General features: G+C 49.4%; 11 protein-coding genes. 2 read left to right on the top strand and 9 right to left on the bottom strand.

Annotated elements, in window-relative coordinates; translation table 11 throughout:
• Positions 1 to 129: 129 nt before the first annotated feature.
• Entirely contained in the window at positions 130 to 954 is an 825-nt protein-coding gene (locus BM367_RS03635) for a phosphoglycerol geranylgeranyltransferase (protein WP_245759885.1), read from the top strand.
• 20 nt (positions 955 to 974) lie between these two features.
• Here the strand turns inward: BM367_RS03635 and BM367_RS03640 are convergent, their stop codons facing one another.
• The 8 genes from BM367_RS03640 to BM367_RS03680 form a co-directional block, all read right to left on the bottom strand.
• The gene (locus BM367_RS03640; RefSeq protein ID WP_092457864.1) at positions 975 to 1,709 is read right to left on the bottom strand and encodes a LytR/AlgR family response regulator transcription factor; all 735 of its coding nucleotides are present in this window, start codon (positions 1,707 to 1,709) and stop codon (positions 975 to 977) included.
• Positions 1,706 to 2,779: a sensor histidine kinase gene (locus BM367_RS03645; protein ID WP_092457867.1), complete on the bottom strand. Its 1,074-nt coding sequence runs from the start codon at positions 2,777 to 2,779 to the stop codon at positions 1,706 to 1,708. Before BM367_RS03645 ends, BM367_RS03640 begins: the two co-directional genes overlap by 4 nt.
• Before the next feature lie 420 nt (positions 2,780 to 3,199).
• The gene (locus tag BM367_RS03650; protein WP_222842563.1) at positions 3,200 to 3,769 is read right to left on the bottom strand and encodes a winged helix-turn-helix domain-containing protein; all 570 of its coding nucleotides are present in this window, start codon (positions 3,767 to 3,769) and stop codon (positions 3,200 to 3,202) included.
• 441 nt (positions 3,770 to 4,210) lie between these two features.
• Complete coding sequence (locus BM367_RS03655; protein ID WP_222842564.1) at positions 4,211 to 6,454, bottom strand: site-specific DNA-methyltransferase; 2,244 nt, start codon at positions 6,452 to 6,454, stop codon at positions 4,211 to 4,213.
• Positions 6,451 to 9,126, bottom strand: coding sequence for a DEAD/DEAH box helicase family protein (locus BM367_RS03660; RefSeq protein ID WP_092457870.1), 2,676 nt, complete (start codon positions 9,124 to 9,126; stop codon positions 6,451 to 6,453). Before BM367_RS03660 ends, BM367_RS03655 begins: the two co-directional genes overlap by 4 nt.
• 569 nt (positions 9,127 to 9,695) lie before the next feature.
• Positions 9,696 to 10,460, bottom strand: coding sequence for a class I SAM-dependent methyltransferase (locus BM367_RS03670; protein ID WP_092457876.1), 765 nt, complete (start codon positions 10,458 to 10,460; stop codon positions 9,696 to 9,698).
• Positions 10,461 to 10,604: 144 nt separating this feature from the next.
• Positions 10,605 to 11,120: a DUF1697 domain-containing protein gene (locus tag BM367_RS03675; RefSeq protein ID WP_092457879.1), complete on the bottom strand. Its 516-nt coding sequence runs from the start codon at positions 11,118 to 11,120 to the stop codon at positions 10,605 to 10,607.
• 20 nt (positions 11,121 to 11,140) lie between these two features.
• Positions 11,141 to 11,695: a dihydrofolate reductase family protein gene (locus BM367_RS03680; RefSeq protein ID WP_092460897.1), complete on the bottom strand. Its 555-nt coding sequence runs from the start codon at positions 11,693 to 11,695 to the stop codon at positions 11,141 to 11,143.
• 702 nt (positions 11,696 to 12,397) lie between these two features.
• Between BM367_RS03680 and dxs the strand changes: the two genes are divergently transcribed.
• A complete protein-coding gene (dxs, locus tag BM367_RS03685) occupies positions 12,398 to 14,344 on the top strand; it encodes a 1-deoxy-D-xylulose-5-phosphate synthase (protein ID WP_245759886.1) in 1,947 nt (648 codons plus the stop codon).
• 64 nt (positions 14,345 to 14,408) lie between these two features.
• On the opposite strand, the gene BM367_RS03690 is transcribed toward dxs, so the two are convergent.
• Positions 14,409 to 14,951 (bottom strand): YceI family protein, encoded by a 543-nt coding sequence (locus BM367_RS03690; protein ID WP_092457882.1) that lies wholly within the window; start codon positions 14,949 to 14,951, stop codon positions 14,409 to 14,411.
• Between the last annotated feature and the right edge of the window lie 83 nt (positions 14,952 to 15,034).

Here is a 15,034-nt window from a genome sequence, read left to right on the forward strand (position 1 = left end):
CTGCCTGCCGGTAGGCAGATATGTCCCGGCCGGGAAAACGAAAATAACAGATTCCCTTATTGCATCGTTTCTTTCTTATGCACAGGCTGTGAATAACTTACACAAAAACAAAGCCTGAAGCCTTCAGACATGAGTTTACCTGCAGATGGGAAAAAAAATCATAGTTTTGTGTATAAGCCTTTTTCAGATATGCAAACAGCCCAGCCTGTATATACCACATTCTGTGAAAACAAACAAAAAGGCAAAAAAACTTTTGCAGTCCTGATTGATCCGGATAATATTGATCTTCCTGGCCTTAATCATCTGATTCAGCTTGCGGAAGAAGCTCGGGTGGATTATCTGCTGATTGGTGGCAGCCTGGTGATAACCGATCATCTGGACACTTATTGCAAGCATATCAAGCAACAGAGCAAGATTCCATTGATTTTATTTCCGGGTAGCCCTACCCAGCTGAGCCGCCATGTAGATGCCTTGCTTTACCTGTCGTTGATTTCGGGGCGGAATGCAGAGCTGCTCATCGGTCAGCATGTACTTTCGGCAGCGGCGGTGAAACAGAGTGGTGTGGAGGTCATTTCAACCGGGTACATGGTCATTGATGGCGGTGTGGCCACCACGGTTTCCTACATCAGCAATGCGGCTCCTATTCCGGCTGATAAAGACGATATTGCCATGTGTACAGCCCTGGCGGGTGAAATGCTGGGCAAGAAAATCATTTACATGGATGCCGGCAGTGGAGCGCGTTATCCCATCAGCGAGCGCATGTTGCAAAGGGTATCGGAAAATATTTCTCTTCCGCTCATTGTAGGCGGGGGCATCCGCGATCCGGAAACGGCCTATCGCATGGCTCGGGCTGGTGCCGACGTGATTGTAGTGGGCAATGCCATTGAAAAAGATCCTGAACTCATCAAAGATATGGCCACAGCCATCCATTCCGTACCGGCCCTGATGTCGTAATCTCTGCCCGGAGAAGTTCATCAGAGGCTCATCATTTCCTTGAACTTCACGGCCTGGCGGCGCGACACCTCGATTTTTTCTCCGCCCTTCATTTCCAGCAGCAGTCCACCATTAAAATACGGATCAATTTTTTCGATATGCCGCAGGTTCACGATATGCTTGCGGTTAGCGCGGAAGAAAACCCGTGGATCGAGGCGTTCTTCCAGGGCATTGAGGGATTTAAGAATCAGTGGTTTGTTTTGCCCAAAATACACTCGTGCGTAGTTGCCTGCGCTTTCAAACAGGCGTATGTCGTAGAGCTTCACAAACCAGCAACGTTCGCCGTCTTTTACAAACACCTGGTCGTTTTCCGAGAGCACACCTCGGCCAAGGAGTTGTTGTTTTTCTTTTTCCTCCTGCTGGCGCAGCTTCTGCAGGGCATCGGCCAGGCGACGCGGCTCAATGGGCTTCATCAGGTAATCGAGCGCATTGAACTCAAAGGCCTTCAGGGCATATTCATCATAGGCTGTGGTGAAAATAACCGTGGGCACCTTGTCGAGCATTTCCAGCAGCTCAAAGCCGGTCTTGTCGGGCATCTGGATGTCGAGAAACAGCAGGTCGGGCTCCAGGCTCTGAATTTGTTCCAGGCCTTCCTGGGCATTGGAAGCCTCGCCCACGATCTGGATATCCGGAAATTCCTTCAGCAGACGCCTGAGCTCATTGCGCGCCAGTCGTTCATCATCAATAATCAAAGCGCGAGTAAGACGAGAGATCATATCGACAGATGTTTATCGGCTTGAGAAAAAACAGGCTCTTCAACCAACGGAATCTGCACGCGGGCTTCTACCTGGTGATCACCCACATTGGCAATCTGAAAACGGGCCCGCGAACCATATAAAATTTCCAGCCGCTGACGGGTGCTTTGCAATCCAAATCCCTGAACAGAATAGGCGGCAGCAAGCTGACCGGTGTTGCGCACCACGATTTCCAGAAAACCCGCGTGTATCCGCGACATAATTTCCACGCATCCCCCCTGTACGGCCCTTGAAATACCATGCTTGACGGCATTTTCCACCAAAGTTTGCAACATCAGGGGAGGCACAGGCAGTGGAAGGGTTTCCGGATCAATATTGAATTTTACCTGCAGGCGTTCTTCAAAGCGAATCATCTCCAGTGCCAAATAATCGCGCACCATGGTAATCTCGTTTTCCAGGGAAACGGTTTCTACTTTTTCGGCCTGCATGGAATTGCGCAGGATATTCGACAGCTCGGTAACGGCTTCACGGGCCCGCTCAGGATTTTCTTCGATCAGGGCCCGGATGCTGTTGAGGGCGTTGAAAATAAAATGCGGATTGAGCTGCGATTTGATGGTTTTCAGCTGCAACTCCTTGACCAGCGATTCCAGCCGCAGCCGGTCAAGCTGATAACGGCGTTCCTTTTCTACATAATGCCAGAGAATGTAAATCAGCGACCAGATGAGGACGATGATGAAAATACTGAAGAAACGACCGAATTCAAACGATTTTTCCTGAGGCGTCATCAGGTGGAAGGCATATTTGTAAGCATCCACTGTGGCGGTAATCAGCACACTGCTCACCAGCACGCCCATGAGCATACGCCATATCAGGCGATCGAGGCGCAATTGCAGCCATTGATGTCGCAAGATGAAAAGGCGGAAAGCATGGGTAACGCCTATGCCAGCAAGGATGAACACCGTGCGGTCGATGAGCGATTGCAGGGTAATGCGCTGGCCATACATGTAGCTCACCAGGGTGCTAAACATCCAGAAAGCCATCCAGCCACCAATCTGACACCACCAGTAATATGTCCGTACCCGCCTGAACATGTGCTTTTCTTTTCAAAAATACGGGTTTCCAGGCTTTCAGAGGGAGTGAGCTTTTGATCAGCGGCTCATTTTGCGGATGAAGGGAAAACAGGTTCTGCAATTTAGCTGTTCCGGAAAGCAAAGGAAGGCGAAATTAAAGGTCTATCTCAAGCTATGATTACCAAAATATTTTTTGCGGCTAAATTGCTTGGATAACTTTGTTTCGTACTGGATTAACAGAGTGATTGCCCAACTAAAGGCCTCAAGATATTGTGTCTAAAGGTTGCATAAGCAGTTTCTGGTTCATAATATTTTAACCACTTGATTCTGAATAGAAGCCTCTAAGCGTTGAGCACAAGAATTGTGAACAACCCAGCGCAGTAGCAAAAATCGGGTTTGTTGCAAATCTCAATGGTGGCAACCGTGCACACGAGGTGTTTTCTATTGCGCACTTTTATGTTGCAACCATTTCTTTCCAGCCTCGGAAATTTCCCACACACCGTAAGGCGAGTCATTTTTCAGCAATCCTTCGCGCACCAGGGTATTACGGCACCACTGAGCCGTGTTGCGCCAACGAATAGACTTGGGATCGGAGGGCAACGGCTCACGGTCGTATTTCGTTAGTTTGGCGCTCATTTTCTTTTCGACAAACTCCAGAACCTCGCCGATTGCAGCTTTGCCACCAAGCTCTACGAGTGCTTGTAGAATGGGACGGCGAAAAGCATCCTCCGGGGTACGAAGCCCCCTCGGCAAACGACTTTTGACAATGCGGCCTGCCTTCTTCGAGCGCTGTGGCCTTTTAGTCAGAAGAGAAGCCCATTCTTTTTGTAGCGCCTTAACCTTTTCGCGGAACTCCGCCAGACGTGTCGCTTCTTCTATGGCGTGGCGCGCTGTATCGTAATTGCCTTCCTTGAAAGCTTGCGCGCCGTCGTCGTTGAGTTGGTTGGCAACCAGCTCGATCTCTTCGAGCAGGATTTCGAAAGCTGTGTTGACTTCGTTGCTTTGCATCATGTCTGCTTTATTTATTGGCCTCGCCTACTGCGCTTGAGGCGGCTCAGCATGGAAAACGTAGCGAGTCAGGCCGCGGTGTAGGCTTGCTCAGCAGAAATCTCGGCACCGACACGCCCGAGAGGGGCTGCGGGTGAGCCGTCGCCGTTAAGCGGGCCGTGCCCGGAAACATATGCAGGATCCCCATTAACGCAACCCACGCGAAAGGAATCTTAACGGTCGGTCACACCTTGGTCAATTCAGGAAGAACCAAGCTGAGTTGCTCAAGTCGTCTCTCGATCTGCATCGTACTCATGCCTCCTAACGCTTTGGCTAATTTGCCGCAGGTTGAGAGGCACTGACCTTAAATCATCAAGAAAACTTGACGCGGGCTGAAAAAACCTAAAAGATCTGCACAGCTCCAGCTGTCATGTTGAGTTCCGCAATGTGTGATTATACCATTTTTTACTTTACCTCCACCTCAACAATGTGAGACGTATCCACACCAACAATATCCACCACCTTGACCATTATTTTATATTTTCCCGCCTTTTCATACGTATGCGGCGCCGTTATCAATTCAATCTTCGGATTCTTTTTAGTGCGAAACGACTGCCAGATGTTTTCAAAAATATAATTGCCCGTCCAGACTTCCTTTACTTCTCCGTTTTCCTCAATCCGTATAATCTCTTTTTTATCCTCGTAATCAAAATCCACCGACCAGTAGTCGATCCAGTCAACCCAGTTCTTTGTGAGCACCTCGCGCTGCAAAATACCGTTCTGATCTTTGGTCAGTTTGATGATCTGACCGTTTTCAATAACTACTTTGGAACCGCCCTTTTTCAGAGATTGCTCCAGTTCTTCCAGATCGTCCTGGGTGTAGTAGGTGGTGAAATTGGTCAGTTCGATTTTAACGGTTTTGCCTTTAATGTATGGCTTAACCTGCACATACGCCACATCATAGAATTTTACCTCTCCTTTTTCCACCGCCCGTTTGTCAAAGACCTCTTTGGGAATGTAGCGCAGGCGGATGTCAACCCCCCGCTGGCGCAGTTCATCTTTGATGTATGGCACCAGCCCCATTTCAAACTCAAAGCCCAGTATATCTACCTGCGTAATCAGGTTCTGGCGGCATTCCTCAAACACCTCCTCCACCAGCGTCTTGGTGACGGGCACGGAAAGCGGCCCCACGTGCACAAATCGCCCCGCCTTTTTGCCGTGCAGGTATTTGTGCTCATGAACCCTCTGCGCTGAATAGCCTTCCAAAATGAGACTGACATATTTTTCCTGCTTGGCTTCCAGCAGTTGTTCCTGCTTTTCTTGCGGAATATTGGCAGGCACGCCGAAAAAGAACTGCCGTTCGTATTTGCCCAGGTTGAGCACCTCAAAGGCGCGGTAGGGTTTGCCTTCTTTCTTCAGTTCCCGCTGCACCTGTATCATACGCTTTCGGGTGGTATGAATGGCAAAGCGGCCTAAATCCGCGGCAATCCATTTTCTGCCAAGTTTTTCCGCCACCGCCGCGGTGGTGCCGCTGCCGCAGAAGAAATCCGCCACCAGATCGCCCTCGTTGCTGCTGGCCTTGATAATGCGCTCCAAAAGGGCTTCGGGTTTTTGGGTGGCATAACCCAATAATTCATTTGATTGTGATGACACACCATAGAAATCCAACCAAATATCTTGCACGGGTAAACCTTCAGTTTCATCGAGATATTGTTTATATCTTGGAACTCCTGTTGAAGTAAAATATATTTTACCTTCTTTGATTGCTTCATCAATTCTTTCTTGCGACCATCTCCAATGTGTACCTGGAGGTGGATTTAAAAAAATTTTTCCAAAATACCTACCAGGTCCTGGACCAGCAGCATTCATTGATACAGATCTATACCTTCTTCCTGTTCTTTCATCAATTAAATTATAATTCTTTTTTACATAATCTTCATCATACGATAAATATTGCCTATGCCAAATGTAATCTCTTGATTTGGAATACCACAGAATTGAATCATGAACACATCCATATCTGTTTCCATCATTATGGCTGTAATGTCGTCTCCAAATTATTTCATTTAAAAAATTATCATTTCCAAATATATCGTCTAAAATCAATCTCAAAACACTATTCACCCTCCAGTCACAATGCACATAAATACTCCCATCCTCTGCCAGCAGTTGGTGCATCAGTCTCAGCCGTTCATACATCATGGAAAGGTAGGATGAGATGCCCCGTCCCCAGGTATCGCGGTAAGCGATTTCTTCGATGATGGACTGCTGTTTGGTAACGTCCTCGCCGTTGACGGTTATTTGATAGGAAAAATCCGCTCCAACCGCAAAGGGCGGGTCGATGTAAATCAGTTTCAATCCGCCTTCTTTTTCAATCTCTTCCCGCATGGGGCCGTTTACCAAAGACGATAGAATCAGCTTGTTGTCACCCCAAATTAGTTTGTTGGTCCAGCCTTTTAGCTGTCTGCCCGTAGTGTCAAATAATTCAGGCTCTTTTTCAATTTCCCTGCGCGGCTCGTCAATATGTTCGATGGAATGAAAGGGCAGCACGGCATTGGTTACAGTTTCATTTCTGCCGTTCCAGAACAGGAAAACGTCCTCGTCGTCGGCGTAGAGTTTGTAAATATATTCCTTGGGCAGGGGTTTGCCCTGTTTGATAGTATCAATAATAAATTGTCTTTCGTTATCAGTCAAATTGAGTTGTGTCACTGTGTTCTCACTTGTTTTTCCAGTTTGAATAATTCAATGATGTTAGTGAATGTCTTTATATCTTTCTGATGCTTTTCCCATAATTCCTGCTTTACATACAGGGGGATATACGTTCGTTCTTTCTGCGCAGCATTAACGTCGTTGCACCAGACTTGCAGCCGTTTTATTTTGCGCACATCGTCCAAATCTTCCCTGCCTTTGGTTTCAGCGATGTAAATATCACGCTCGTTTTGTTTAATCAGGAAGTCGGGGAAAAACTCGTGGATATTGCCGTCCTCGCCCTGATATTCGATCTTAAATCCGAGCGACTGGTAATTTTTGGCAAAAGAAATGATATCCGAACAATTTTCCAGAAACGCGGCAAATTCCAGTTCAAACTGGCTGTCGCCGATGATTTTGGTAAACACGCTTTTCTGCGGCACCAGGTAAGGCTGGTTGTCCGCTACCAGCGGTTTGGCTTTGCGCAAGGAAATAAAGTTTTTGATTTGCGCCGAACCTTTATCCTTTATGGTCAGGTCATCGATCGCCTCTTTGAATGCGCGATACAGCGTCTGTTTTGCCTCCACTTCGGAAAGATTGCGCAAAACATTGGCGTCTTCAATATTCACGCTTTTGCCGAATAACTTGTGGCGAATAAACTGCTCCACTTTGGGATAGAGAATGTTGAAACCACTCACCAGCCTGCTTTCCTTTAAGATGGCCTGCGTGAAAAATCCGACCACGTTTCGCCAATCAGGCAGGGTGTCGGTAAATTCGATTTTATGGGAGAACTTGCCGTCAATATCGGTAAACACGATTTCTTTCAGTTCGTTTTGGCTGAACTGCTTCAGAGCAACGGGCGTGATGTCCTTCGCCATCTTGTCAACCTGAATATCTTCCAGATTTTTGTAATCCCGATGGATACGCGGGGATAAGACAGGCACGGGGATGTCCAGTTTATCCAGATCCTTTTTTTCATTGTCAGTGTCAATTTCCACAATGATTGGGTTACGGGATTTGCCGGTTTCGCCCATGGGTCGGTAACTGAACTCCACGCCTTCGGTCTTGATGGATTCCACAAATTCAATAAAAGCGGGCGTGCCAACAACAACCAGTTCTTCTTTTACCTCCAGGCCGAACATCTTACGCAGTCCTCTGCCCAGGGTCTGTTCGGGCAGAATCTTGGCGGGCGATCCGTATGGTCTCAAACCGACAATGGTCATCACATTGCGCACGTCCCAGCCTTCGCGCAACATCATAACCGAAACCACGGCTTTGTAAGGAGAAGTATCTTCATCCACCGCATCCGCTGCTTTTCGTAATTGCTCCAGTTCTTCCTTGTCCCGTTTCGATGCCGCACTTTCCGATATTTCGCCGCTCTTTTTGGTATGGATCAGCAGCACAGAATTTTTGAATTCGGGGTAATTGGCTTCCAGATAATCTTTGGTCTGATTGGCTTCTTTGGTGTCCAGCGTCATTACAAACAAGATGGGGGTCTTGACGTTTTTCAGTTCGTCAAACTGTTTTTTCCATTCGATATAACCCAGATGAATATAATCTTTGTAACGCTCCACAAACTGGGATGACGACTTTTCATGCAACTTTGCCCGCGATGCCTCATCAGGCAGCACAGGCGATTTAACAATATTCTGCTTGATGGCTTCCACCAGCGGATAATCGCATATTGTCTGCACGAAGATAGCGCCGTTGTTGTGTTTGGGTGTGGCGGTGTTGTCGATTTGCAGGGAAATGCCCTTGCCCTGTTTTAGTTTCAAGTGATTGTTGATGTCTTCAATGCTTTTAAACCACTGCATATTTTCATCGTGAATATGGTGCGCCTCGTCGTTCATCACTACCAGATCCTTGATTTTAGTGCTGCGCAGCACTTTTCCCAGATCCATACCTTTGGATGTGTCCGCGTCGGCAGGCGGTTTTTTGCCCAAAAATTCTTCTTCCAGGGACGGTTCTCTATCCTCGTTTAAATACACACGATGGATATTGGTCAGGAACAGATTGCCTTCTTCTGTAATTGGTTTAAGTTCGTCCTGAATATGCAGGGTCAGATGGAAATCGTTTTGCCAGTCACGGTCGAAATAGCCGTTTTCTGGAATAAGCGGGTCTTCTCGAAAAATTTTGAGATCATCAAAATCTTTGCGTAGGCGATTTAGAACAATGATGTTAGGGGCAATAATGAGAAAATTTCGGGAAAGTTCAGATTCTGTTTCATAAAGTTTGTGGAAATAAGACCAGACCAGGGCAAGGCTCAACACCTTGGTTTTTCCCGAACCTGTTGCCATTTTAATCACATATCTTGGCCAACTTTCAGGAAATATGCCCGTGCTGATTCTGTCCGACGAGTTAAAGCGCATCAGTTCAAACTTGTCTCTGGCTTTGGCTACTTCATACAGGTAAATGATGGATTCAATGGCTTCCCGCTGGGCAAAATAGTATCGGAAAACTTGGCCATTTTTCTTATGCCCATCGGGTTTGAACCAGAAATTCAACAAGGCTTTTGTGGTGTCGGAAGCACCTGAATAATCACTGTCACGCCACTTTTTTACATCCAGACGAATTTTATAAACCAGCGGCGGGATAAGTTGCTCGTAGGCTTTTTCCTTCAAATCTTCCTGCGACGGCGCCCATCTGATATTCGGATCAAGTATGTCGTAAGGATTCTGCGGAAAGTCATTCATTTGTTGCTTTTCCTTAATTGATTATGTTTTTTTGTCCCAAATTTATTACAATGTAATACTATATTTTTTTCTTCGAAACTCATCTTTGTTTCGAAAATACTTATTCGCATGCAATTTCACAAGAACATATCTTTTTTGAAAATCCTTGATTCGCCATCCAGTCTTGAAATTATCTGGGATCATGGGAAAAGACCTTAGCTCCCCATTTTGCTTTCTTTTGACAAATATCTGCGCCCAAAAGGGCAGGTGAAAGAAAATACCAGTCGCGGGCACAACAAGCCGATGTCCATAGGAATATCGCCTTCAATCATGTCCTGTCGTTTAAACAGATATCCGACGTCCTGAAAGCGTTTACCCGAAACCACCCGGACTGGCGAGTGGCCTAGGCCGAAGAGGGCGTCGCCACAAAGAGGGCGAGTCCTCCATCCGATTGGCATCGGTAAGGTGCGCTGATAACGCGCGGGCGCGCCGAGAATCCTGGGATCGCTGGCGTGGTAGAGAAATCTCGGCGGCGAGCAGCGGGTAATTCGCCACAACCAATTAGGAGTATATTTCACAAGCGTCCATCGCTACGGTCGTTCGCCGGAAGCCCAGAGAAAGACATTGTTATACCGAACACTCCCATCGGGGCGCATGTGGGCGCGGTCGGCGTTTGCGTACACGGCGCGAACCGCGGCCTCCCCGCTGTGAGCGATGGCTGCCTGGTTGACCCCGGCGCTTGAGTTCCCGCGCCACGATGCTTCGGTGCTCGGAAAGACGAACGGACAAGCGACCTCGCCCTCCTCAAGGACTCTTAAGCCAGCCGCTTCAAGCGTGCTGGCCAGCGCTCCCGGTTCGGACAACGCCCCTGGATGCGGCGGTGTAGCGCCCGGCGGCGGGGGCGGCATCAGCGGCCCGAGCGCGGGCATCACGGCCCTTAAGAATTCGCATTTCTCGGGCGGCCCCCAGGCTGTGACGACCACCCGACTGCCATGCCGGACAACGCGGACGAGTTCGCGCATGGCGGCCGCCATGTCCACCGCGTAAAAGACGCTGTTGACAGCCACGACCGCGTCAAAGCTGGCATCGTCAAAGGGGAGCTCCTCCAGATCGCCTTCCCGGACGTCGGCCCCGGGCAAGCGTTGCCGCGCGATCGCCAAAAGCCCCGGCAAGGCGTCCAGAGCGGTCACCTGCGCGCCGCGGAAGCTGGCCAACAGCGCGAGCAGTCCTGCACCACAGCCGGCGTCGAGCAGACGCGTGCCCACCGTCACACGGGCGGCATCGAACGCCGCGCCGAAAAGCGGCAAGCACACCTGCTCCACATGCGTGGCCCAGTCCTGAGCACGGGCCCCCAAAGCTGACCTTGAATTGTTGTACTTCCCTTAGGTACTCCTTTAGTGATGTTGAAAATATACGATTTGAAAACCAACCGCGACGGAGCCAATGACAAACCCTCCTTCCATGCGGACCTCCGGGTCGCATATTGTTCTGCCTTTGCCTTACGCAACAACACACCTTTTGACTGTCTCCCACGTGCGGGTGGTTTGTTCTTTGCCAAAGGTCTTTTCCAATAAACTCATGAATATCGGTCCTTTGGGGTGAGGAACATAGCTGGTAAATACTTCCAGCCCCTGCACCTCGTGAACGATGGCACCTTCATATTCAATGGGCAATTTCAGTTTTGCATCTGCCGGTTTCCACAAAAAGGTTACAACCCGTTTGGCGCCAGCACGAACCTTGTGCTTGCCGAACGGATCTGAAGCTAGCAAGTTTTGCAAATGCTCCACTGACCGTACCGTAACCGGAAAACTGCGTCCCAACTGATGCTGAAGTTGTGCTTCAATCTTTTTTGCAATGGATGCTTCACTTCGGGCAGAGGCATTGAAAGCCACGTTGCCGCTGGATAGAATGGTTTTTACTTCTGTAAATCCAGCTGATTCCAGGCAATGCTTCAGATTAGCCATTTTCAGATTCATGGGGCTTACGCCCCGCAGAAAAGCAACAAATCGTGGCATACTTATTTGAATGTTTTTAATCAATCTTTGTTCACCTCATATCGCAGTTCAACCATTGCGTGGCCTAATTGGTGAACAGCAACCAGGCGCAATACAGGACTCAACACTCGTCGCGGAAATAACTGTTTTCCCTTGCCAAGGGTTACAGACCCAACCTGCACCATGATTTCATCGAGCAGTCCGGCATCATAGAACTGCCCCGCCAGGTCGCCACCGCCTACAATCCAGATGTTTTTATCACCTGCTGCCAGCCTCATTTCAGCGTGAATAGGTCGCACATCTCCGCTCACAAACCGGATATCAGCGCCGGCTATTGCCGGAAGTTTGCGCTTCGAAAAAACCCATGCCGGCTGCGTATATGGCCACGCAGTGCCCATCTGATCGGCAATCTTATCCGCATGACGAACCATCCACTCATAGGTTGCCGAGCCCATGGCAAGAGCACCTACGTTCGATATAAAATCGGGATAACTGGTGTTGTTTACGTCGCCTAAGCTAAAGAGCCAATCGAGAGAATCGTTTTCCGTGGCAATAAATCCATCCAAGCTGGTAGCTGTGTAGTATTGTGTTTTCATGGGAATATTTTCAGAACCCACCGTTTACCGTTTTGCAGAAAATCGGCCTCTTTGAAAAGAGAAGAATGCCCGCACGAACTGGCTACCTTGCCCACCACCACACACAATCCTGTAGCTTAGCAAACACCTACCAGCGCACACGGTTCGGATAACGTTCCTGGATGCAGCGGTGTAGCGTCCGGGTCGGTTTCCGGCGTCACCAGCCCCACAGGCGGGTTGTTGAGTCGCTCTTTGCCGCGATGCTCATACGATTCAACTGGGCGCTTGGCAGAAGAGGGTTGTTTTTTGCGAGGCATTGGCCAAATTTAATTGTTCGCATTCAATTTTCTAATCAGGCTTTTTGTAAAAAACTTAAAACGATGCTGCTCTTGCCTTCCATAAAGAGTTTAACGGTTACAAGGAGCGGAAATCACGGCATCCCAAAAAACACGGCCTGTTATTTTAGCTGCAGAGTTTATTGTTCTACCCGCATTTTCAAAACTTACGGGCAATCTTCGCCCCCTTCATGCACAATCACTTGCGTATAATGATTGCTTGCACTTTCATGCATTTGCCATGTTTGTCCTTATTTTGGGGGATCCGCACTTATCTCAGTTTATTCTCTCCCCTCCCATTCCTTAAAAACTCGTAACTTTCGGGTTTCATCCAAAAAACTTTTTTTGCCGTACCTTGTTATTTGAATTTGATACCAAACCATTATCCATGGCAAATATAGAGATCCAGCCAGGACCTTTGCTCAGCCAGATTGAATACCCCGACGACCTGCGCAAGCTTTCCCGCGAACAGCTCAATATTTTGTGCGATGAGCTGCGGGAATATATCATCGACATGGTGAGTGTGTATGGGGGTCATTTTGCTGCCAATCTGGGCGTAATAGAGCTCACGGTGGCGCTGCATTATGTGTTTCAAACGCCTTACGATCAGCTGGTGTGGGATGTGGGCCATCAGGCTTATGCCCATAAAATCCTCACCGGCCGCCGCAAGGTATTCCACACCAATCGTCGCTATGGCGGCATCAGCGGCTTTCCTCGCCGAAGCGAAAGCATTTACGACACCTTTGGGGTAGGCCATTCTTCCACTTCCATCTCGGCAGCCCTGGGTATGGCCATGGCCGCCAAATATGCCGGCGATACCCAGCGCCAGCACATTGCCGTCATTGGCGATGGAGCCATGACGGCCGGACTGGCTTTTGAAGCGATGAACCATGCCGGTGTGTCGGACACCAACCTGCTGATTATCCTGAACGACAACTGCATGTCCATCGACCCCAACGTGGGCGCCTTGAAGGAATACCTCACCGATATCACCACCTCGCCTACCTACAACAAGCTGCGGCAGGACCTCTGGAGGCTGCTGGGCAAGCTACCCATGAGCGATATCTCGCGGGAGCTGGCTGCTAAAATCGAAGCCGGCCTGAAAGGTTTGCTCACCCGCTCCAGCAACCTGTTTGAAGCCCTGGGACTGCGTTATTTCGGGCCGATTGACGGGCATAATGTGCAAAAATTGGTGGATACCCTTACCGACCTGAAACAAATTCCGGGTCCCAAGCTGCTGCATATCATCACTGTAAAAGGGAAGGGCTATGCCCCGGCCGAAAAAGACCAAACCAAATGGCATGCGCCCGGCCTATTCGACAAGGTAAACGGGGAAATCCAGAAAAAGATTTCGCCCACGCCCCAGCCACCCAAATACCAGGATGTCTTCGGGCTGACCTTGCTGGAACTGGCTGAGCAGAACGATAAAATCATAGGCATCACCCCGGCTATGCCTTCGGGATCTTCCCTGAAGTTTATGATGGAAAAAATGCCGCACCGGGCTTTTGATGTGGGCATCTGCGAACAGCATGCCGTTACGCTTTCGGCCGGCATGGCTACGCAGGGACTGAAGGTGTATTGCACCATCTATTCCTCCTTCATGCAGCGGGCTTATGACCAGCTGATCCACGACGTGGCGATTCAGGATCTGCCGGTGGTGTTTTGCCTGGACCGGGCCGGCCTGGTGGGGGAAGATGGAGCTACGCATCACGGAGCCTATGACCTGGCTTACCTGCGGCCCATTCCCAACCTCATCATCAGCGCCCCGATGAACGAAGAGGAGATGCGCAACCTCATGTACACAGCCCAACTGCCCCATATCACGCATCCGTTTGTGATTCGCTATCCCCGGGGAGAGGGCGTGATGCCCGACTGGCGCAAGCCTTTCCGGGAAGTGCCCATCGGCAAGGGCCGCCAGATAGCCGAAGGCAAAGAAGTGGCTATCCTGTCCATCGGTCACGCCGGCAATTTTGTAACCGAAGCCAGCAAAATGTTGCTAACGGAGGGTATCCAGCCCGCTCATTTTGATATGCGCTTCCTGAAGCCGCTCGACGAGGAATTGCTCCATCAGGTGTTGCAGCAATTCCCTATCATCGTCACGGTTGAAGATGGATCCCGCATCGGTGGGCTGGGCAGCGCCGTGGCCGAATTCATGGCCTTGCATGGCTACCACAACCAGCTGCGCATCCTGGGCATTCCCGATCGGGTTGTGGAACACGGCAAACCTGCTGAACTGCATCACGAATGTGGCTACGATGCCGAAGGCATTGCCGCTGCCGTGCGCAGCCTGCTGCAGGAAAAGGTGATGGTAAGCACCTCCGGATCGAACTGCTGAAAGCTTGGGGTACAAAAAAGCCAGCACGGGCGGTGCTGGCTCTTCCTCTGCTTCTAATTCCCCATCAACTGTGGACAAACTCCACCGCACACTGCACCTGCACTTCATCGCTCACCACGGCCCCACCGGTTTCCAGCAGCATATTCCATTTCAGACCAAAATCTTTGCGGTTGATTTTACCGGTTACCACAAAACCCGCCCGGGTATTGCCCCAGGGATCCTTGACCATGCCGCCATATTCCACTTTGAGCTTCACGGGTTGGGTTACATCGCGGATGGTGAGATTGCCCTCCAGTTCGTATTCCTGATCGTTGATTTTTTTGAGAGCTGTTGACACAAAACGAATCTGCGGATACTTCTCCGCATTGAAGAAATCATCGCTACGTAAATGATTGTCGCGGTCGGCCACGCCGGTGTTCACACTGGCCGTGTCAATCACAAACTCCACTTTAGCCGTTTCCAGCCGGTCGCCTTCGGTTTCCACTGTGCCGTCGAATTTTTCAAATTTTCCCGTGACGGTTGAAATCACCATGTGGCGCACCTTGAACAGGATTTCAGAGTGTGTGGGATCTACCTTCCAGATGGTTTTAGTTGCTGTTTCTGCCATAGTCGTAAAGTTTTTTGATGATTACAATGACCAAAGATAGAATTTTTAATTGTTACAACAAATATTGTGCAGAAAAATGATAA

The organism is Thermoflavifilum thermophilum, from assembly GCF_900116565.1.
In the GTDB taxonomy this organism is placed as follows: Bacteria; Bacteroidota; Bacteroidia; order Chitinophagales; family Chitinophagaceae; genus Thermoflavifilum; species Thermoflavifilum thermophilum.